Source organism: Pseudomonas sp. AK-TSAG1-1, assembly GCF_056821665.1.
This window is the reverse complement of the sequence record NZ_CM165965.1, coordinates 1288930-1307208: the sequence shown is the minus strand read 5'-3', so window position 1 is coordinate 1307208 and position 18279 is coordinate 1288930. Positions and strand designations below refer to the sequence as shown.

The 18279-nt window shown below is 61.2% G+C and carries 19 protein-coding genes; 5 read left to right on the top strand and 14 right to left on the bottom strand.

Annotated features, from left to right (window positions below; genetic code table 11):
* Nucleotides 1-3 precede the first annotated feature (3 nt).
* Nucleotides 4-1116, bottom strand: coding sequence for an efflux RND transporter periplasmic adaptor subunit (locus AC1UK9_RS05885; protein ID WP_482579686.1), 1113 nt, complete (start codon nucleotides 1114-1116; stop codon nucleotides 4-6).
* A gap of 94 nt (nucleotides 1117-1210) precedes the next feature.
* Here AC1UK9_RS05885 and AC1UK9_RS05880 point away from each other — a divergent pair, with 94 nt between their 5' ends.
* Nucleotides 1211-1846, top strand: coding sequence for a TetR/AcrR family transcriptional regulator (locus AC1UK9_RS05880; protein ID WP_473014592.1), 636 nt, complete (start codon nucleotides 1211-1213; stop codon nucleotides 1844-1846).
* A 240-nt stretch (nucleotides 1847-2086) separates the two neighbouring features.
* Here AC1UK9_RS05880 and AC1UK9_RS05875 read toward each other — a convergent pair whose 3' ends face one another.
* Nucleotides 2087-2869 (bottom strand): class I SAM-dependent methyltransferase, encoded by a 783-nt coding sequence (locus AC1UK9_RS05875; protein ID WP_025112239.1) that lies wholly within the window; start codon nucleotides 2867-2869, stop codon nucleotides 2087-2089.
* A gap of 93 nt (nucleotides 2870-2962) precedes the next feature.
* Here AC1UK9_RS05875 and AC1UK9_RS05870 point away from each other — a divergent pair, with 93 nt between their 5' ends.
* Nucleotides 2963-3583 carry a hypothetical protein gene (locus tag AC1UK9_RS05870; protein WP_025112238.1) on the top strand — a complete coding sequence of 207 codons (621 nt, stop codon included), beginning with the start codon at nucleotides 2963-2965 and terminating at the stop codon, nucleotides 3581-3583.
* 33 nt (nucleotides 3584-3616) lie between these two features.
* Here the strand turns inward: AC1UK9_RS05870 and AC1UK9_RS05865 are convergent, their stop codons facing one another.
* The 6 genes from AC1UK9_RS05865 to ppc form a co-directional block, all read right to left on the bottom strand.
* Nucleotides 3617-4453, bottom strand: coding sequence for an isocitrate lyase/PEP mutase family protein (locus tag AC1UK9_RS05865; RefSeq protein ID WP_482579685.1), 837 nt, complete (start codon nucleotides 4451-4453; stop codon nucleotides 3617-3619).
* Between the two features lie 33 nt (nucleotides 4454-4486).
* Nucleotides 4487-5347 carry a DUF72 domain-containing protein gene (locus AC1UK9_RS05860; RefSeq protein WP_482579684.1) on the bottom strand — a complete coding sequence of 287 codons (861 nt, stop codon included), beginning with the start codon at nucleotides 5345-5347 and terminating at the stop codon, nucleotides 4487-4489.
* The gene (locus tag AC1UK9_RS05855; RefSeq protein WP_025112235.1) at nucleotides 5347-5655 is read right to left on the bottom strand and encodes a hypothetical protein; all 309 of its coding nucleotides are present in this window, start codon (nucleotides 5653-5655) and stop codon (nucleotides 5347-5349) included. Before AC1UK9_RS05855 ends, AC1UK9_RS05860 begins: the two co-directional genes overlap by 1 nt.
* A 221-nt stretch (nucleotides 5656-5876) precedes the next feature.
* Nucleotides 5877-6551 carry a tRNA (adenosine(37)-N6)-threonylcarbamoyltransferase complex dimerization subunit type 1 TsaB gene (tsaB, locus tag AC1UK9_RS05850; protein ID WP_473014588.1) on the bottom strand — a complete coding sequence of 225 codons (675 nt, stop codon included), beginning with the start codon at nucleotides 6549-6551 and terminating at the stop codon, nucleotides 5877-5879.
* Nucleotides 6552-6644: 93 nt separating this feature from the next.
* Nucleotides 6645-7292, bottom strand: coding sequence for an adenylate kinase (gene adk / locus AC1UK9_RS05845; RefSeq protein ID WP_025112233.1), 648 nt, complete (start codon nucleotides 7290-7292; stop codon nucleotides 6645-6647).
* A 290-nt stretch (nucleotides 7293-7582) separates the two neighbouring features.
* On the bottom strand, nucleotides 7583-10213 hold the full coding sequence (gene ppc, locus AC1UK9_RS05840) for a phosphoenolpyruvate carboxylase (RefSeq protein WP_482579683.1): 2631 nt from the start codon (nucleotides 10211-10213) through the stop codon (nucleotides 7583-7585).
* A 212-nt stretch (nucleotides 10214-10425) separates the two neighbouring features.
* Between ppc and AC1UK9_RS05835 the strand changes: the two genes are divergently transcribed.
* The 3 genes from AC1UK9_RS05835 to lptF all read left to right on the top strand — a co-directional run bounded on the left by AC1UK9_RS05835 (nucleotide 10426) and on the right by lptF (nucleotide 12398).
* Entirely contained in the window at nucleotides 10426-10770 is a 345-nt protein-coding gene (locus AC1UK9_RS05835) for a hypothetical protein (protein ID WP_003222064.1), read from the top strand.
* A gap of 379 nt (nucleotides 10771-11149) precedes the next feature.
* Nucleotides 11150-11554, top strand: coding sequence for a DUF4398 domain-containing protein (locus AC1UK9_RS05830; protein ID WP_025112229.1), 405 nt, complete (start codon nucleotides 11150-11152; stop codon nucleotides 11552-11554).
* Nucleotides 11555-11609: 55 nt separating this feature from the next.
* Nucleotides 11610-12398: a lipotoxin F family OmpA-related lipoprotein LptF gene (gene lptF, locus AC1UK9_RS05825; protein ID WP_025112228.1), complete on the top strand. Its 789-nt coding sequence runs from the start codon at nucleotides 11610-11612 to the stop codon at nucleotides 12396-12398.
* An 84-nt stretch (nucleotides 12399-12482) separates the two neighbouring features.
* On the opposite strand, the gene AC1UK9_RS05820 is transcribed toward lptF, so the two are convergent.
* From AC1UK9_RS05820 to lysS, 6 genes are all read right to left on the bottom strand, one after another.
* Complete coding sequence (locus AC1UK9_RS05820) at nucleotides 12483-12812, bottom strand: PA3694 family proteiin (protein ID WP_482579682.1); 330 nt, start codon at nucleotides 12810-12812, stop codon at nucleotides 12483-12485.
* A complete protein-coding gene (locus tag AC1UK9_RS05815) occupies nucleotides 12809-13714 on the bottom strand; it encodes an alpha/beta hydrolase (RefSeq protein ID WP_482579681.1) in 906 nt (301 codons plus the stop codon). The genes AC1UK9_RS05820 and AC1UK9_RS05815 overlap by 4 nt, the downstream gene beginning before the upstream one ends.
* A gap of 150 nt (nucleotides 13715-13864) precedes the next feature.
* Nucleotides 13865-15142 (bottom strand): flavohemoglobin expression-modulating QEGLA motif protein, encoded by a 1278-nt coding sequence (locus tag AC1UK9_RS05810; RefSeq protein WP_025112225.1) that lies wholly within the window; start codon nucleotides 15140-15142, stop codon nucleotides 13865-13867.
* Nucleotides 15143-15166: 24 nt separating this feature from the next.
* The gene (locus AC1UK9_RS05805) at nucleotides 15167-15721 is read right to left on the bottom strand and encodes a hypothetical protein (protein ID WP_482579680.1); all 555 of its coding nucleotides are present in this window, start codon (nucleotides 15719-15721) and stop codon (nucleotides 15167-15169) included.
* A gap of 141 nt (nucleotides 15722-15862) precedes the next feature.
* The gene (locus tag AC1UK9_RS05800) at nucleotides 15863-16576 is read right to left on the bottom strand and encodes a TetR/AcrR family transcriptional regulator (RefSeq protein WP_029977755.1); all 714 of its coding nucleotides are present in this window, start codon (nucleotides 16574-16576) and stop codon (nucleotides 15863-15865) included.
* Between the two features lie 105 nt (nucleotides 16577-16681).
* Nucleotides 16682-18184: a lysine--tRNA ligase gene (gene lysS, locus AC1UK9_RS05795; RefSeq protein WP_016983551.1), complete on the bottom strand. Its 1503-nt coding sequence runs from the start codon at nucleotides 18182-18184 to the stop codon at nucleotides 16682-16684.
* Nucleotides 18185-18279 lie beyond the last annotated feature (95 nt).

The following is an 18279-nucleotide window of genomic DNA, read 5'->3' as shown; positions in this document are numbered from 1 at the left end:
GACTTACTCCTTGTCCGCCAGATGGACCACACGGTTGGAGCGATCCACGGGACGCACCTGCTGACCTTCGAGCAAGACGTGAACGCCGGCGGCGACCACCCAGTCGCTGGGGTTCAGGCCTTCGAGCACCGGTACGCTTTTCTCGCCGAACGGGCCGATGCGCACCGGGGTCTTTCTCAACGTGTTGTTGGCACTGACGACCCAGACGTAGGTCGCGCCGTTTTCTGCGGTCAGCGCCGAGAGCGGCACCGACAACGGCACCGCATCGGCCGACTGAACAAACACCCGGGCGCTCTGGCCGAGTTCGGCCGGGACTTTGCCGCTGGTGAACGAGATGCGTGCGGCGAAGGTGCGCGATTTCGGATCGGCCGCCGGCGACAGCTCACGAATCTGCCCGGCAAAGCGCTGGTTCTGCTGCGTCCACAGTTCAACGGTGACTGGCTGGCCGACCTTGAAACGCCCGAAGCTCTGCTCCGGCAGGCTGATCGACACTTCGCGCTCGCCATCGGTGGCGAGGGTAAACACGGTTTGCCCGGCAGCGACCACCTGCCCGACTTCCACCGAACGCTTGGCCACCACACCGTCCTGCGGCGCGCGCAGCACGGCGTAACTGGCCTGGTTGGTCGAGACGTTGAATTCGGCTTTGATCTGCTTGAGGCGGGCTTCGCCGGAGCGGTAGAGGTTTTCCGCGTTGTCGTAGGCGGAACGGCTGACCATCTGCCGCTCCATCAAGGTCTTGTAGCGGTCACGCTCGGCGCGCACCAGGTTCAGATTGGCCTCGGCAGCAGCGACTTGCGCGCGGGTGGCTTCGAGTTGCAGGCGCACGTCCTGCGGATCAAGTTCGGCGAGGGGCTGATCAGCCTTGACGCGCTGACCTTCTTCGACCAGTCGTCGGCTGACTTTGCCGCCGATACGGAACGCCAGATCAGGTTCGTAACGGGCGCGAACCTCGCCCGGATAACTTTCCATCGCCTGCGCCGAAGGCTCTGGCTGCACCACCATGGCCGGTCGAATGCTGACTTGCGCCGCCTCTTCCTGACCGCATGCTGCCAACAAAAAAGCCAGGCTGACTGGCAATGCAAATGGCCACATGAAGTGCAGTGCATGACGGAACATGGTGACGGACCTTTCGCTAATGGTGCTTGGAATATTTATACTGGCCGGTATGGTATTAATAGCAAACTCACCAGTCCAGTATTAAAAGCGAAAAATGTCGAACAATCTTTCAGCTCCAAACGGCCCGGGCCGTCCGAAGGATCCGGCCAAGCGCCGGGCGATCCTCGATGCGGCGAAAACCCTGTTCCTGAGTCACGGCTACGCCAACACCAGCATGGACGCGGTCGCCGCCGAGGCCGGCGTGTCGAAGTTGACGGTTTACAGCCACTTCAACGACAAGGAAACGCTGTTCTCCTCCGCCGTGATGGCCAAATGCGAGGAGCAGTTACCGCCGCTGTTCTTCGAGTTGCCCGCCGGCATCGCCGTGGAAAATGTGTTGCTGAACATTGCCCGGGGCTTTCATCAGCTGATCAACAGCGATGAATCGGTGAATTTGCACCGTTTGATGATGGCGCTGGGCACGCAGGATCCGAAGCTGTCGCAGATCTTCTTCGAAGCCGGCCCCGAGCGCATGGTGCAAGGGATGGAACGGCTGCTGAAACGCATCCACGAAACCGGCGCCCTGAGCATCGACCAGCCGCGCAACGCGGCCGAGCATTTCTTCTGCCTGATCAAGGGCGCGGGGAATTTTCGCTTGCTGTATTGCTGCGGTGAGCCGCTGAGCGAAGCAGCTTCAGAGAGTCATGTGCAGGAAGTGGTGGAGTTGTTCATGCGGGCGTATCGGCCCTGAATTTTGCGCAGTAACGGCTGGCCCCTTCGCGAGCAAGCCCGCTCCCACACTGGATTTGTGAACGACACAGATCAGATGTGGGAGAGTCATGTGCAGGAAGTGGTGGGGTTGTTCATGCGGGCGTATCGGCCCTGAATGTTGCGCAGTAACGGCTGGCCCCTTCGCGAGCAGGCTCGCTCCCACATTTGAAATGCATTCCAGTGTGGGAGCGGGCTTGCTCGCGAAGGGGGCGACTCGGTTTTAAGGTTTGAGCGCTTTCTTCGGGTAGATGTCATACCGGCTCGACTTGCCATCCAGCGCATGGCTCGGTTTCGGCCCTTCGATGCATGGTGCCTTGCGCGGGCGCTTGACCACCACGCGGTGGGTCGCCAATGCCAGCGCCGCTTCGAGCAGCGCTGGTGCATCCGGATCATCACCGACCAGCGGCCGGAACAGGCGCATCTCTTTCTTCACCAGTGCAGTCTTCTCGCGGTGCGGGAACATCGGGTCAAGGTAGATCACCTGCGGCGGCTCGCCTTCCCAATTGCGCATGACCTCGATGGAGTTGCCCTTGAGGAGCTTCATCCGCGCGACAATCGGCGCCACGTCGAAATCTTCCGCCGCCCGCGCCAGGCCGTCCTCAAGCAGTGCTCCGATCAGCGGCTGGCGCTCGATCAGGCTCATCTCGCAGCCCAGACTCGCCAGCACGAACGCGTCCTTGCCCAGCCCCGCCGTAGCATCCAGCACCCGCGGGCGCACGCCTTGGGCAATGCCGACCGCCTTGGCGATCATCTGCCCGCTGCCGCCACCGTACAGACGCCGATGCGCCGCGCCACCCTCGACGAAATCCACCCGCACCGGCCCCGGTGCATCCGGACCAAGCTGCTGCAACTGCAAGCCCTGCTCGCCCAGTTGCAAGGCGAACTCGCCGTCGGCCACCTGCATCGGCAGGCCCAGACGCTCGGCCCACTGCTCGGCTTGCGCCTCAAACGTCGGGCCGAGGGCCTGGACATGGATGCGGCAGGCCGCGGGTTGCTCAATCATGAAAACGCGCTCAAAAAAGTTAAGGATCGGCAAAAGGTGGCCGATAAACCAATCAACGCGCATTTTGCCAGAGCTGAGCGTCAACCGAAAAAAATGTCAGGCATTCTTCCCACATCGATTGGCTACATCTCGCCCCATGGCGACTTTAGCCGTCATAACACTCAAGCACTGAGCGGCGTCAGTCACCTGTGGCAGGATTTCTTTGCCCAGGCGCTGGCTGAGCAGACGAGTGATGTGGTGCCGGCCTGTGGCACGTTTCCTCCGGTTGACCTGAACAGCCCTGAAGAACCGACCCTGGGCAGCGAACTGCACGCGCACATCGTCGAGCAGCGTCAGTGCGACGTGGTCGACACTGAAGTGCGTCCGCCAGAACCGCTGTTCCTGCCAATCGCCGAATTCGAAACCGATCTGCTGGACAAGCCGTTCCCGCCGTTCCCGCCAGAAGAACTCAAGGCTCAGCAAGGGCAACAGGACTTCGACAGCAGTTGGGTCCGCCCGATCGTGATCAACAATGGTCAGCCCGTGCCAGAGCCTGGCCCGGCACCGCAGAAGAAGCCGCTGTACCTGCCGATTGCCGAATTCGACCTCGACCTGCTGCAAAAACCTTACCCGCCGTTCCCACCGGAAGAAATCGTCGAGCAACAGAAGGCTCTGGACTTCGATAACGGTTGGGCTCGCCCGATCGTTCTGCAGAACCTGCGCCTGGCCGCCTGATACCTCAGCAGTATCTTGCCCTGCACCCCACACTCAGCCTTTGAAAAACTGATTGGCCTTGGCGTACGGCATCGATTGCGCAGTGAAGCCAAAGGTGCCGCTGCGCTGGATTTCTTCAGCCGCGCGGAAAAACTCGCCAAACGCCGCCAGCGCCAATGCTGAACCGGTACTGATGCGCCGCACGCCCATTTCCTCCAGCTCCTGCGCGGTCAGTTTCAAACCGCCGGACATCAATACGTTGACCGGTTTCGGCGCCACCGCGCGCACCACTGCCAGCACTTCTTCGGCATTGCGCAAACCCGGCGCGTACAACACGTCGGCACCGGCTTCGGCGAAGGCCTGCAAGCGGCGGATGGTGTCGTGGATATCGGGATTACCGTGCAGGTAGTTTTCCGCTCGGGCGGTCAGGGTGAATGGAAATGGCAGCGTGCGCACGGCAGCGACGGCGGCTTCGATGCGCGCCACGGCGTGTTCGAAGCAATAAATCGGCGCGTCGGCGCGGCCCGTGGCGTCCTCGATCGAACCGCCCACCGCCCCCGCCTCAGCGGCGCGCAACAGGCTTTTGGCGCATTCGGCTGGGTCATCGGCGAAACCGTTTTCCAGATCCACTGCCACCGGCAGATCGGTGGCCGCGACAATCGCCCGGACATTGGCCAGAGTCTCATCGAGACTCAAGGCGCCGTCGGCCTTGCCTTGGGAAAACGCGTAACCGGCACTGGTGGTCGCGAGCGCCTGATAGCCCAGGCTGGCGAGCATCTTCGCGGCCCCTGCGTCCCACGGATTGGGAATGACGAAAATCCCCGGACGCTCATGCAGGGCCTTGAAGGCATGGGCTTTGCGGGCTTGTTCGTGATCGGCTTGGGCGTCCATCGGCAGGCTCCTGGGCAAGAATGAAAATCCGCCTCAGAGCAGGCCAAGTTGCTCGGCGGCGGGTTCTCTGTATAGCTCAGGCAGGGATGGCAGGCCAGGCAAACGTTGCATCAGTTGTGCGTGAAAACGTTGCGCCAGCTTCGCCGCCAGGATGTTGTCGGCGGTGTGCAGGAAGATATACGGCGTGCGGCCCTCTTCGATCCACTCGGCGATTTTTGCCACCCACGGCACCAGGAACGGGTCGTTGGCCTCAAGCTCGGGATGGCCGATGAAACGCACCTGCGGGAACTGCGTGAACGCCGCTGGACGGGTCGGCACCCGGGGCTTTTTCGATTGCGCGTGGATCACCGAAGACTCGGTCGACAGGCAGCTGAACAGCGCTCGCGGATCAAGGCAGATGCGCTCCACCCCACGGTCCAGCAGCAGGCGATTGAGCAGACGCTCGCTCTCGCCCTTGGCGAAGAACTGTTCGTGACGTACTTCCACCGCCAGTGGCCGGTCCAGCGCGTCGATGAACGCGGTCAGTTCCGGCAGTCGATGCGGGGTGAAGCTTTTCGACAATTGCAGCCACAGCGGCGATACACGCTCACCGAGCGGTTCGAGGAGTCTGACGAAGGTTTCGGCGGCGGTCAGTTGCTCGCGCAGGTCCCCGCTGTGGCTGATGTCGCCGGGGAACTTGGCAGTGAAGCGAAAGTGTTCGGGCATGGTCTCGGCCCAACGCTGCACGGTGGCTGGCGAGGGACTGGCGTAGAAGGTCGTATTGCCTTCCACGGCGTTGAACACTTGGGCGTAGAGACTGAGGAAGTCGGAGGTCTTGGCGTCTTCGGGGTACAGATACTCGCGCCAGGCGTTTTCGCTCCAGGACGGGCAACCGAGGTAGTAAGGCAACGCCATCAGATGTACAAGTCGAGGCCCAGCACATCCGCATCCCAATCGACAAAACCGGCGGTGCTCAGGTAGCTGGCCAGGGCCATCGCTACGCTTTTGCTCATCGCGCGGTGATAAATCATGTCTTGCTGACGGGCAGGCAGATTGGCCAGGCGTTGTGCGGAGGCTTTGGCAGCGCGGGCGGCCAGTTGCTCTTCGGTCGGGAATTCCAGCTCGCCGTCGATATCGTCGACGGACTCATCCAGCGCCACGTTGCCTTTGCGAGGCTTGCGCTTGACCGGGTAGGACTGAGAGGAAAGGCCGTCTATACGCATAAATTCATGCTCGGTATCGATGATGGCAATTTAGCGGCACCTGACCGACTTAGCAAATCGCCGAGTGATAACTAGAACACATAAAGCGCAAAAGGTTTAAAGCGCGGGGTTGGAAACTGACGATTGGCAGAATTTGGAATAAGCCCGGGGATTGTGGAGGGCTTTGTGGTGAGGGGATTTATCCCCTCACCACAGAAGCTGCCCACAATAGAAATCCGGCCTCAGCGAGCCTTGGGAGTGGCGACCTTATCGCGCAGATAAACCGGCTGCGCATCATCGGCCGGGATCGACTCACCGCGTTCCCAGGCAAACCGCGCCAGCGTCAGCAGGTCTTCAGCGTGGGGCAACATAGCGGCGTCCTGACCGCTCGGATTGACCGCGATCCGCTCGCCATAGCCCCAACCGGTACCCGCACCGAACCATGCTCCGCTGGCATCGGCCGGCAGCCCCGCGACTTCCGGCGGCAGCACCGCTTCGGCGCCGACCAGGCGCATCTCGCCGGCGGTCTCGCGGTAGCAGCCCCAATACACTTCATCCATCCGCGCGTCGATGGCCGCCGCGACCTGGCTGACGCCGTGCTCGCGATACGCACGCTGCGCCAGCACCGCCAGGTTCGACACCGGCAGCACCGGACGATCCAGCGCAAACGCCAGGCCTTGCACCACACCGATGGCGATCCGCACACCGGTAAACGCGCCCGGACCACGACCGAATGCAATCGCATCCACCGCCTGCAACGTGGTGCCGGCGTCGGCCAGCAGTTGCTGGATCATCGGCAGCAGCTTCTGCGCGTGCAGACGCGGGATCACCTCGTAATGGCTCGTGACCTTGCCGTCATGCAGCAAGGCAACGGAGCAAGCTTCGGTCGCGGTGTCCAGGGCCAGCAAGGTGCTCATCGATGTATCCAAAACAGGTGGGAGAAAAAGTGCGTCAGTATAAACAACTACGGCCCGCAAGCGGGCCGTGGATGATCCAGCGAATCAGCTTTTTCAGCTGAGCGCTTCGAGCACCTTGGCGGTGATCGCTTCGACCGAACCAACACCCGGGATGTGGCTGTACTTCGGTTTGCCGTTGGCAGCGGAAAGCTTCTGGTAGAAGTCCACCAGCGGCTTGGTCTGAGAATGGTAGACCGACAGGCGATGACGCACGGTTTCTTCGGTGTCGTCCTTGCGCTGCACCAGATCGTCGCCGGTAACGTCGTCTTTGCCGGCCACTTTCGGCGGGTTGTAGACGATGTGGTACACGCGGCCGCTGGCCTCGTGAACGCGGCGACCGGCGATACGCTGCACGATTTCTTCGTCTTCAACAGCGATTTCAACCACTGCGTCCAACTCGACACCGGCAGTCACCAGCGCTTCGGCCTGCGGAATGGTGCGCGGGAAGCCGTCGAACAGGAAGCCATTGACGCAGTCTGGTTGAGCGATGCGATCCTGCACCAGCGCGATGATCAGGTCATCCGACACCAGGCCGCCGGCATCCATGATGCTCTTGGCTTGAACGCCCAGTGGAGTGCCAGCCTTGACCGCAGCACGCAGCATGTCGCCGGTGGAGATTTGCGGAATGCCGAATTTCTCGGTGATGAACTTAGCCTGAGTACCTTTACCGGCCCCGGGAGCTCCCAGCAGAATGACGCGCATCGATGTGCTCCTCAATTTTTTATATAGAAAACAACGGGATTCGCCTCTTGGGGCCAATCTCAAAAAAACGGGTCGTGGCCGCACAAACGGCCAAAGGCTGATCAAGATACACAGCAGGCTGCGCCCACACAAGACGCCAAAAGTCGGAGAAACCGGCGCCCGCCGCGACCTTGCGACCCGGTAAGCCAAGTCGCAACCCCATCATTAACTGTCGCCTGCCCGCACTTTCCACCTGTGTACAAAGCGACACCCGGCCTGTGCACCGGGTGCCTGACACCAGCACAAAAACCCTAGCCGGTATTGCGCAAACCGGCGGCAATCCCCGCCACAGACACCAGCAGCGCCTGCTCCACCGGGCTGCCCTGCTCGACATTCTGCTGCCGCGAACGGGCCAACAGTTCGGCCTGCAATAGATGCAGCGGATCAAGATAGGTGTTGCGCAGACGGATGAATTCCAAGGTGTCGGGGCTATGTGCCAGCAGTTGCGACTGACCAGTCAGGCCGAGCACCACCGCGCACGCCTGCGACAATAGGTCGCGTAACTGCGCGCCCAACGGCAGCAAGTCCGGCTCGACCAGACGCTGATCGTAAGACAGCGCAATGTCGGCGTCGGCCTTGGCCAGGACCATTTCCAGCATGTCGATGCGCGTACGGAAGAACGGCCACTGCTCGCGCATCTGTCCCAGCAATTCGCCTTCGCCGCGCTCCAGTGCCTTGCTCAACGCGGTTTCCCAGCCCAGCCAGGCGGGCAGCATCAAACGTGTCTGGGTCCAGCCGAAGATCCATGGAATCGCCCGCAGGCTTTCGATCCCGCCGGCGCGGCGCTTGGCCGGTCGGCTGCCCAGAGGCAAGCGCCCCAACTCCTGCTCCGGCGTGGACTGGCGGAAGTACTCGACGAACTGCGGATTCTCCCGCACCACTGCGCGATACGCAGCAACACCGTCAGCGGCCAATTCGTCCATCAGATGCCGCCACTCGGGCGTCGGTGGCGGTGGCGGCAACAGCGTCGCTTCGAGCACGGCGGCCAGATACAGATTGAGGTTCTGCTCGGCGATGTCCGGCAGACCGAATTTGAATCGAATCATTTCGCCCTGTTCGGTGGTGCGGAACCGCCCTGCCACCGACCCCGGCGGCTGCGACAGGATCGCCGCGTGCGCCGGGCCGCCGCCACGGCCCACGGTGCCGCCGCGACCGTGGAACAACAGCAGTTCGACTTGCTGTTCGCGACAGATTTCCACCAGACGTTCCTGCGCCCGGTACTGCGCCCACGCCGCTGCAGTAGTGCCGGCGTCCTTGGCCGAGTCGGAATAGCCAATCATCACTTCCTGCGGGCCCTGCAACCTGGCGCGATACCCCGGCAGCAGCAACAGACGCTCCATGACCGGCCCGGCGTTGTCGAGGTCGGCGAGGGTTTCGAACAGCGGTACCACACGCATCGGCCGCAGCACGCCGGACTCTTTGAGCAGCAGTTGCACGGCCAGCACGTCGGAGGCGGCGCCCGCCATCGAGATTACATAAGAGCCCAGCGAGGCGCCCGGTGCGGCAGCGATTTCCTTGCAAGTGGCGAGCACTTCGGCGGTGTCGGCGGACGGTTTGAAATGCGCCGGGAGCAGTGGCCGGCGATTGTTCAGTTCGCGGGTCAGGAAGCCGATGCGTTGTTCTTCGTCCCAGTCTTCATAGCGACCGAGGCCGAGGTAATCGGTGATTTCGGTCATCGCCGAGCTGTGCCGCGTCGAATCCTGGCGCACGTCGAGGCGCACCAGGAACAGGCCGAAGGTCACCGCCCGGCGCAGGCAATCGAGCAACGGCCCGTCGGCGATCACGCCCATGCCACACTCGTGCAGCGAGTTGAAGCACAGCTCCAGCGGATCGAGCAGATCGCGGTTGTTGTGCAACACGTCGGCCGGTGCCGGCGTGCTGGCGCTCAGCGAGGCGTGCGCCCAGTTGCGCGTGGCCCGCAGGCGTTCGCGCAATTGCTTGAGCACCGCACGGTAAGGTTCGGCGCTGTCACCGGCCTTGGCCTTGAGCGCGTCGCTGGCCTGCTGCATCGACAGCTCGGCGGCCAGGTGATCGACATCGCGCAGGTACAGGTCGGCGGCCATCCAGCGCGCCAGCAACAGCACTTCGCGGGTCACCGCAGCGGTGACGTTGGGGTTGCCGTCGCGGTCGCCGCCCATCCACGAGGCAAAGCGAATCGGCGCCGCCTCCAGTGGCAAGCGCAGGCCGGTGGCGGCAAACAACGCCTGATCGGCCTTGCGCATGTGGTTGGGAATCGCCTGCCAGAGCGAGTGTTCGATCACCGCAAAACCCCACTTGGCTTCATCGACCGGAGTCGGCCGGGTGCGGCGGATTTCTTCGGTGTGCCAGGCTTCGGCGATCAGTCGTTGCAGGGTGTTCTGGATCTGTTCACGTTCGGCGCTGGTCAGGTCGCGATGATCCTGCGCGGCGAGTTGCGCGGCGATCGCGTCGTACTTCTGGATCAGCGTGCGCCGCGCCACTTCGGTCGGGTGCGCGGTCAGTACCAGCTCGATTTCCAGGCGCGCCAGTTGCCGGGCCAGCGATTCGGCACTGTGGCCTTCATTGCGCAGGCGGGCGAGCAGCTCCGGGAGCACGCGGGCCTCGAACGGCGCCGGCTGCGACTCTTCGCGGCGATGAATCAACTGGTACTGCTCGGCGATGTTCGCCAGATTGAGAAACTGGTTGAACGCCCGCGCCACCGGGAGCAATTCGTCTTCGCTCAACTGATTGAGGCTGGCGCTGAGTTCGGCGTCCATCGAGCCGCGCCGGTCAGCCTTGGCGCCCTTGCGAATCTGCTCGATCTTGTCGAGAAATTCCTCGCCGTACTGGTCTCGGATGGTGTTGCCCAACAGCTCACCCAGCAGGTGAACGTCCTCGCGCAAGCGTGCATCAATATCGGTCATCAGCAGTTCTCCAGCGGTGATCGGGACGGCTCAGAAACGAATGCTTTGCCCAGAGAGTGCCGCTCTACGGCGCTTCTTACAAGCAGACGACGAAGGGACTTTAAACCTTGGGGCTTGAAGCTAGTCTCAACAGTAAGCCGTACAACGGCTTGCCGCCGGCCCTGCCGGACACTCACCCAGGCCTGCCACGAGCAGGCACGAATGAGGTCATCATGAAAATCCGTGAACTCGCCCAGCATTGGGAAGAAAACGCCAAAGGTCGCCTGACCGACACCGGCTACACGATTCATCTGGACGTCGAGGCCGCCGCGCGGCTGGCCGCGATTGCCGAGATGTACCCCAAACGCCACCCCGAAGAACTGCTCGGCGAGCTGATCGGTGCCGCGCTTGAAGAGTTCGAGGCGAGCCTGCCGTATGTGAAGGGTTCGACTGTGGTCGCCACCGATGAAGAAGGTGATCCGCTGTACGAAGACGTCGGCCCGACGCCGCGCTTCCTGGCGTTGTCGAGGCGGCATCTGCAGGATTTGTCGGCGGCCGCCGGTAAACAGAAACACTGACACTCCACAGATCAAAACTGTGGGAGCGAGCCTGCTCGCGAAAGCAATATATCAGTCTACTTTGACGGTGACTGGCACACCGCTTTCGCGAGCAGGCTCGCTCCCACATTGACTGTATTTCTGCCTCCAGATCGACGTTTTTTCGGTATTAGAAACACCCGCGCGTACCACTCTGCCCCGCCAAAGTTCCCGGTTTAGAGCCTTGTCCGTTTGGTCAAAAAAATTTGGGGCGATGGGCCATCTTTTCTGAACTTTTAAAAAACGCCTCCGGTCGGAACCAGTAACCACGCCTGGAACGAGCGTTTCAAAAACGCGCTTTCACACGACGCTTGCGGCTCCTCGACCAGGATGGATTTTCGGTTTTATCAGGAGTTAAACAATGGAGTTGAAGACCATGAAGACCCAAACCTCGTTCTCTCACCTGCGCGGTCTGAAACTGGCCGCCCTGGCCATCGGCACCAGCTTCGTTCTGGCCGGTTGCGCCGGGAACCCACCGACCGAGCAATACGCCGTGACTCAATCGGCGGTCAACAGCGCTGTGAGCGCTGGCGGTACCGAGTTCGCTGCGGTGGAAATGAAGCAGGCTCAAGACAAGCTCAAACAAGCCGAAATCGCCATGCACGACAAGAAGTATGACGAAGCGCGCACCCTGTCCGAGCAAGCCGAATGGGACGCTCGTGTAGCGGAACGCAAGGCTCAGGCAGCCAAGGCCGAACAGGCTTTGAAGGATTCGCAGAAAGGTGTTCAGGAACTGCGTCAGGAAAGTCAGCGCACCGTGCAGTAAGCGCGCATCCCGACCGCAAAGCTGAAACTCTTATCGATAGAAAGGACGACAAATTATGCGTAAGCAACTGATGATCCCCGCTCTCCTGGCCGCAAGCGTTGCCCTGGCTGCCTGCTCCACCCCGCCTAACCCGAACCTGGAACAGGCGCGCACCAACTACGCCGGTCTGCAGGCCAACCCGCAGGCGAGCAAAGTCGCAGCCCTGGAAACCAAAGACGCCAGCGATTACCTGGACAAGGCCGACAAGGCTTATCTGGACAAGGAAAACGCCGCCAAGGTTGACCAACTGGCCTACCTGACCAACCAGCGCGTGGAAGTGGCCAAGCAGACCATTGCCCTGCGCACCGCTGAAAACAACCTGAAGAACGCTGCCGCGCAACGTGCCCAGGCCCGTCTGGACGCTCGCGATCAACAGATCAAACAGCTGCAGAACAGCCTGAACGCCAAGCAGACTGATCGCGGTACGCTGGTGACCTTCGGTGACGTGCTGTTCGCCACCAACAAGGCTGACCTGAAATCCAGCGGTCTGGTAAACATCAACAAACTGGCGCAATTCCTTCAGGAAAACCCTGATCGCAAGGTGATCGTCGAGGGTTACACCGACAGCACCGGCGCGGCGAACTACAACCAGTCGCTGTCCGAGCGTCGTGCGACTTCTGTGCAAGTGGCACTGATCAAGATGGGCGTGGATCCTTCGCGCATCGTGGTTCAGGGTTACGGCAAGGAATACCCGGTTGCCGATAACGGCAGCGTTTCCGGTCGTGCGATGAACCGTCGTGTGGAAGTGACCATTTCCAACGACAACCAGCCAGTGATGCCACGTTCGGCAGTAAGCTCGAACTAAGCATTACGCGGTAACGCAAAAGCCCCGCCTGAGTGATCAGGCGGGGCTTTTTTTGGCCACACACAATGCCCTTGTGGGAGCGGGTTACTGTTCGAGCTGTTGCGGCGTTTCCTGTCCCATGCAGCGCACGGCTTTCTTCTGTGCATTGATCAGCACACCGGTCAGGCCTTTCTGCTCGGTGTCGAATAACACCAGCACGCCATCGATGCATTGCGCCACTTGCGGCGCCGGGTCCAGCGAGGCTTTGTAGTCTTCGCCCGGCACGGTCTTGAGCATGGTGAATTCGTTGAGCAGCAGCGCATCCTCGGGTTTGGCGAAGTGCAGGTAGCCGTAGTACCACAGCGCCCCGACGGTGCCGAGGATGCTGCAGATACCGGTGATGATCAGCGGGATGGCGTTACGTTCTTCACTCATTGCGGACTCTCATCTTCAGAATTCGGAGGTTGCGGGTAATTCGGGATTTCGCCCAAGCGGCGCAGGCCGTTGAAATGTTCGGGGTCCTCCAGATAGCGCAGCATCACTTTGCGCCAGACCGGGTCACCGAAGGTCTGCACATGGCCGCCACGGGTCAACTGCAACACCCGCGGGGGCGGCGCAGCTTGATACAGACGGATGCCATTGGAAAGCGGCACCAACGGGTCGTCGATGCTGTGAAAGATCAGCTTGGACACGCCCTTGAGTTGCGGCATCGCGTTGATGGCGCTGTCGCCGTCCGGCACCAGCCACGACAGCGGCACCTGAAACGGCCAGGTCAGCCATGACGTGCTGAGGGCGTACTGGCCGACGCTGCGGTAACTGGCGGGCACACCGTCGAGCACAAGGGCCTTGAGTTGCTTCTGCCGCTCCGGGTGCTGCACCAGCCAATGCACGGCCATCGAACCACCGAGGCTTTGGCCGAGCAGGATCAGCGGCTTGCCTTTGACCTCCGGCGCCTGATCCAGCCAGGCGAATGCCGCATCGATATCCTGATAGATGTCCGGCAGGCTCGGTTTGCCCTCCGACAAGCCGTAACCGCGATAGTCCACCAGCAGCACTTGATAGCCGCTTTTCGGCAACCACCAGCTGCCGCCCAGGTGCATCGGCAGATTGCCGCCGTTGCCGTGCAGGTGCAGCACCGTACCTTTGACTTCAACGCCGGGTTTGGCCGGCAGCCACCAGGCGTTCAGCTTGAGGCCGTCAGCGGTGGTCAGGGTGACTGTGCGGTACTCGAGCCTGGCTTTTTCCGGGGTGAAGATCTGGCCAGGCTCGGGGTAGAACAACAGCGAACTGCAACCGCCGAGGGTCAGGAGCAGGCAGAAGATGCCGAGGATTCTCATCCGGTGAAACCTCGCAGAAATCGTGGGCTAAACACAAATCAAAACTGTGGGAGCGAGCCTGCTCGCGAACGCGGTGTATCAGCCATCATTGATGTTGAATGTGAAATCGCATTCGCGAGCAGGCTCGCTCCCACAGGGGATATAGGTTGCTCAAAGGATGTTGGAGTAATCCGCCTCGATCCGGTCCAGGCTCAAGTGATTGAGGAAGTTGGAGAAGCACATCCACGCCGACAGCGCATTCATGTCGCGAAACTGTTCCGGCAGGTACTTCGGCGGCACCACCAGGCCTTCATCGACCAACTGACGCAAGGTGCGCATGTCCTCAAGCGTAGTCTTGCCGCAGAACAGCAGCGGCACCTGCTCAAGCTTGCCTTTACGCACGGCCAACTGAATGTAGTTGTAAACCATGATAAAGCCCTTGAGGTAGGACAAGTCTTTGGTGAATGGCAGGCCAGTCGGCGTCGAACCACGGAACACCCGGCTGGCGTTGCCATAGCTTTCGGCCATTTCAAAACCCTGCTCGCGGAAGAACTCGAACACCTGCAGGAAGTCCGCGCCCTCCTCGACCATGTGAATGGCGCGGGTGCGGTTGGTCAGTTTGCGCAGGCGACTCGGGTAGGAGGCGAATGTGATGATTTCCATCAGGATCGCCAGGCCTTCCTGAGTCACCGTCGAGGAGGGTGGGCCTTTGGACAGGAAGGTGCAGATCGGCTGGTTCAAGCCATTGAGCGTGGTGCCCACGTGCACCAGGCCTTCGTGGACTTCCAGCGCGCGTACATCGCGGTCGTTGAACATCGCGTCGGTGCGGATCTTGATGTAGTCGGCCCCCGCCGCCGCGTCGGCCACGATACCGTCGGACTCGAACACGCGGATGGTTTCCTCGGCCTCGCCGAACACCTTGTTCAAACGCGTTTGCAGCAAGTGCACGGCGTCCTTGGCGGTGAGGATTTTCGGTTCGTCCTTCAGGTCGCCACGGCCATCGATGTTGTTCAGGTAGTCGGACATCATCAGGCCGAGGTCGGCCAGGGTCGGGTCACCGGCGTGGAACGCATCGGAGGCGGCGCCGTACAGTTCCTGCGAGATCAGGCCGAAATCCTCGGTGCCGCGCGCTTCGAGCATGCGCACCACCATCCGGTATTCCTTGCACATGCGGCGCATGATCTGCCCGACCGGGTTGAACTGGCCGAGCTGACGGGTGATGTCGCGCTCGATGTTCTGGAATTCCAGTTTGACCTTGCTCGAATCGAAACTCAGTGGGCGGTTGAGGTAGTAGTCGCGATCCACCGCCGGCATTTCCTTGCCCTTGGCCTTGAGAAAGCCCTTGCGGATGTTCTCGTCCCACTTCACCGCGTCGAGGACGCGAATCGGCGTCTGCGCCAGCACAATGCGATCGGACAGCGTGCGTATCGTCTGCTGGTAATCGTCCACCCGAAACTCCTGTAGAAAACTGAATTATTTGGCGCGGGCCTGACGCTGATAGCGCGCGGCCTCGACGAATACATCGGAATTGGCCGGGTCGTCGAGGTAAGCAAAGACCTTGTCGAGGCTGCTGTCGACCAGCAGGCCGTCGCCATCGTCGGTCTGGAAGCCTTGGCCGTCGAGGCTTTTCTGCGCGATGGCCTGGTTGATCTGTTCAACATCTAGGTTGTAGATCACCAGTTCGTGCTTATCGGTAATCTCGAATCCGGCAATGGTGAAGTGCCCGCCGTACTGCGCCGGCACCTTCGCCGACAGATACCAGCGGCTTCCGTGGCGCGACACGGTGAACGGATAGGCTTCGCGTTCGCGGGGTCTGGCCTTGAAGTACGCGACCGCCTGATAGCGATCGTTGCCCAGACGCGTCAGTTCCAGATTCATCGGTTCGCCCCAGGCGTTGGTGCTCGACCATTGGCCGAGCAGGCCCTTGGGGGCCGGCTCACTGGCGGACAGCGGCTCCTTGAAGGTCACCAGACAACCGCTGAGCAGCAGGAACGACAGCGCGATCAGCGCGCCACGCCAGGCTTTCATTCAACACTCCCTAGAACCTGAAACACCTTCCCATGTGGGAGCGGGCTTGCTCGCGAAAGCGGTTTCACATTCAACACTTCAGTTGACTGACCCACCGCATTCGCGAGCAAGCCCGCTCCCACAGGGGACCTCCATCGGCTATCAGACCGACGCCAGCACCAGATGCATATACCGCGTCAGAATCCCGAGCATGTCCTCTTCGGCCAAAGGCTCGGCGTCGTTGAGCAGGCCCTGATATTCCATCCGTCCGATAATCGCCGTCAACACCTTGGCATCCTGCTGCGGTTCGCGCGAGCCCAGTACCTGGAACAACTGGCAGGTGCCCTGTAGCAGAATCTGCTGATGCGAGCGCACCAGAATTGCCAGGCGCGGGTTGAGCAGTGCTTCCTGGCGGAACGCCTGCTCGGCCATCAGATGCTCGCGACGGTTGACCAGTTGCCGGTGTACGTAGTCGGCCATCAGCCGCGCGATATCGTCCGCCAGTTGCGAGCGCGACTCGGGGCTGCCGTCGCCACTGACAACCATCTCGCGCAGCAGGCCTTCGTTGTTGATCCACAGCTTGGCCATGTAAGCCGCGCTGCGTTCGACGTACTGGGCGAAGGTATCGGTGAGCAGGTCATCGATGTCCTTGAAGTAATAGGTGGTGGCTGACAGCGGCACTCCGGCCTCGGCCGCCACCGCCCGGTGGCGCACGGCGCGAACGCCGTCACGCACGACAATGCGCATCGCCGCGTCGAGAATGTCCTGACGACGCTGCTCGCTGCCCTGTCGGCTGGCCTTGCGGCCCTGGTACTGAACACTTTCAGCGACCGCAGTGGCGATACCCGCTGCACCTTCTTGAGCGATTGCAACCATCACGACTGGACTTCCTCTGCTATTTCAAAAGTAACCAATTGATACATTTGTACCAGACAGGCAATAAAAAGCCGCCTGTTTTAGGCGGCTTTTCAACTGAAACGTTTACGCTTGCGGTCGCATGTGCGGGAACAGGATCACATCGCGGATCGACGGCGAGTTGGTCAGCAACATCACCAGTCGGTCGATGCCGATGCCTTCACCGGCCGTTGGCGGCATGCCGTACTCCAGCGCGCGAACGAAGTCGGCGTCGTAGTGCATGGCTTCGTCGTCGCCGGCGTCCTTGTCGGCCACCTGCGCCATGAAGCGCTCGGCCTGGTCTTCCGCGTCGTTCAACTCGGAATAGGCGTTGGCGATTTCACGGCCACCGATGAACAGCTCGAAACGGTCGGTGACGTTCGGGTTGTCGTCGTTACGACGCGCCAGCGGCGACACTTCGAACGGGTACTGAGTGATGAAGTGCGGCTGCTCCAGCTTGTGCTCGACCAGCTCTTCGAAAATCATCACCTGCAGCTTGCCCAGGCCTTCGAAGCCCAGCACCTTGGCACCGGCCTTCTTGGCGATGGCGCGAGCCTTGTCGATGTCGTTCAGGTCATCGGCGGTCAGCTCAGGGTTGTACTTGAGGATCGAGTCGAACACCGACAGGCGCACGAACGGCTCGCCGAAGTGGAACACCTTGTCGCCGTACGGCACGTCGGTGCTGCCCAGCACCAACTGCGCCAGTTCACGGAACAGTTCTTCGGTCAGGTCCATGTTGTCTTCGTAGTCGGCGTAAGCCTGGTAGAACTCCAACATGGTGAATTCTGGGTTGTGACGCGTCGAAACGCCTTCGTTACGGAAGTTGCGGTTGATCTCGAACACTTTCTCGAAACCGCCGACCACCAGACGCTTCAGATACAGCTCAGGCGCGATACGCAGGAACATTTCCATGTCCAGCGCGTTGTGGTGGGTTTCGAACGGCTTGGCCGCAGCGCCGCCAGGAATGGTCTGCAGCATCGGCGTTTCGACTTCGAGGAAGTCGCGCTTCATCAGGAAGCTGCGGATGTGCGCGATCACTTGCGAACGCACGCGGAAGGTCTGACGCACTTCTTCGTTGACGATCAGGTCAACGTAGCGCTGACGGTAGCGCTGTTCGGTGTCGGTCAGGCCGTGGTGCTTGTCCGGCAGCGGACGCAGCGACTTGGTCAGCAGACGCACGCTGGTCATTTCCACGTACAGGTCGCCCTTGCCGGAACGGGCCAGGGTGCCTTCAGCGGCAATGATGTCGCCCATGTCCCAGGTCTTGACGGCGGCCAGGGTGTCTTCGGACAGGGTCTTGCGGTTGACGTAGACCTGGATGCGACCGGTCATGTCCTGGATCACCATGAACGAGCCACGGTTGAGCATGATGCGACCGGCAACCTTGACCGGAATTGCAGCCTCGGCCAGCTCTTCCTTGGTCTTGTCCGCGTATTTCTTCTGCAGATCTTCGCAGTAGTTTTCGCGGCGGAAGTCGTTCGGGAAGGCATTGCCCTTGGCGCGCTCGGCAGCAAGCTTTTCCTTGCGCAGGGCGATCAGGGAGTTTTCTTCCTGTTGCAGGGCTTGCGGGTCGAGTTGTTGGTCGCTCATGTCTTTAAATTTTCCATCACAGGTTCGTTGCCCCCAGCCAGCGGCTGGGGATCGCGGGCAGGCCCACTCCTGCAGGGATCGTGTTGAATCAGCGA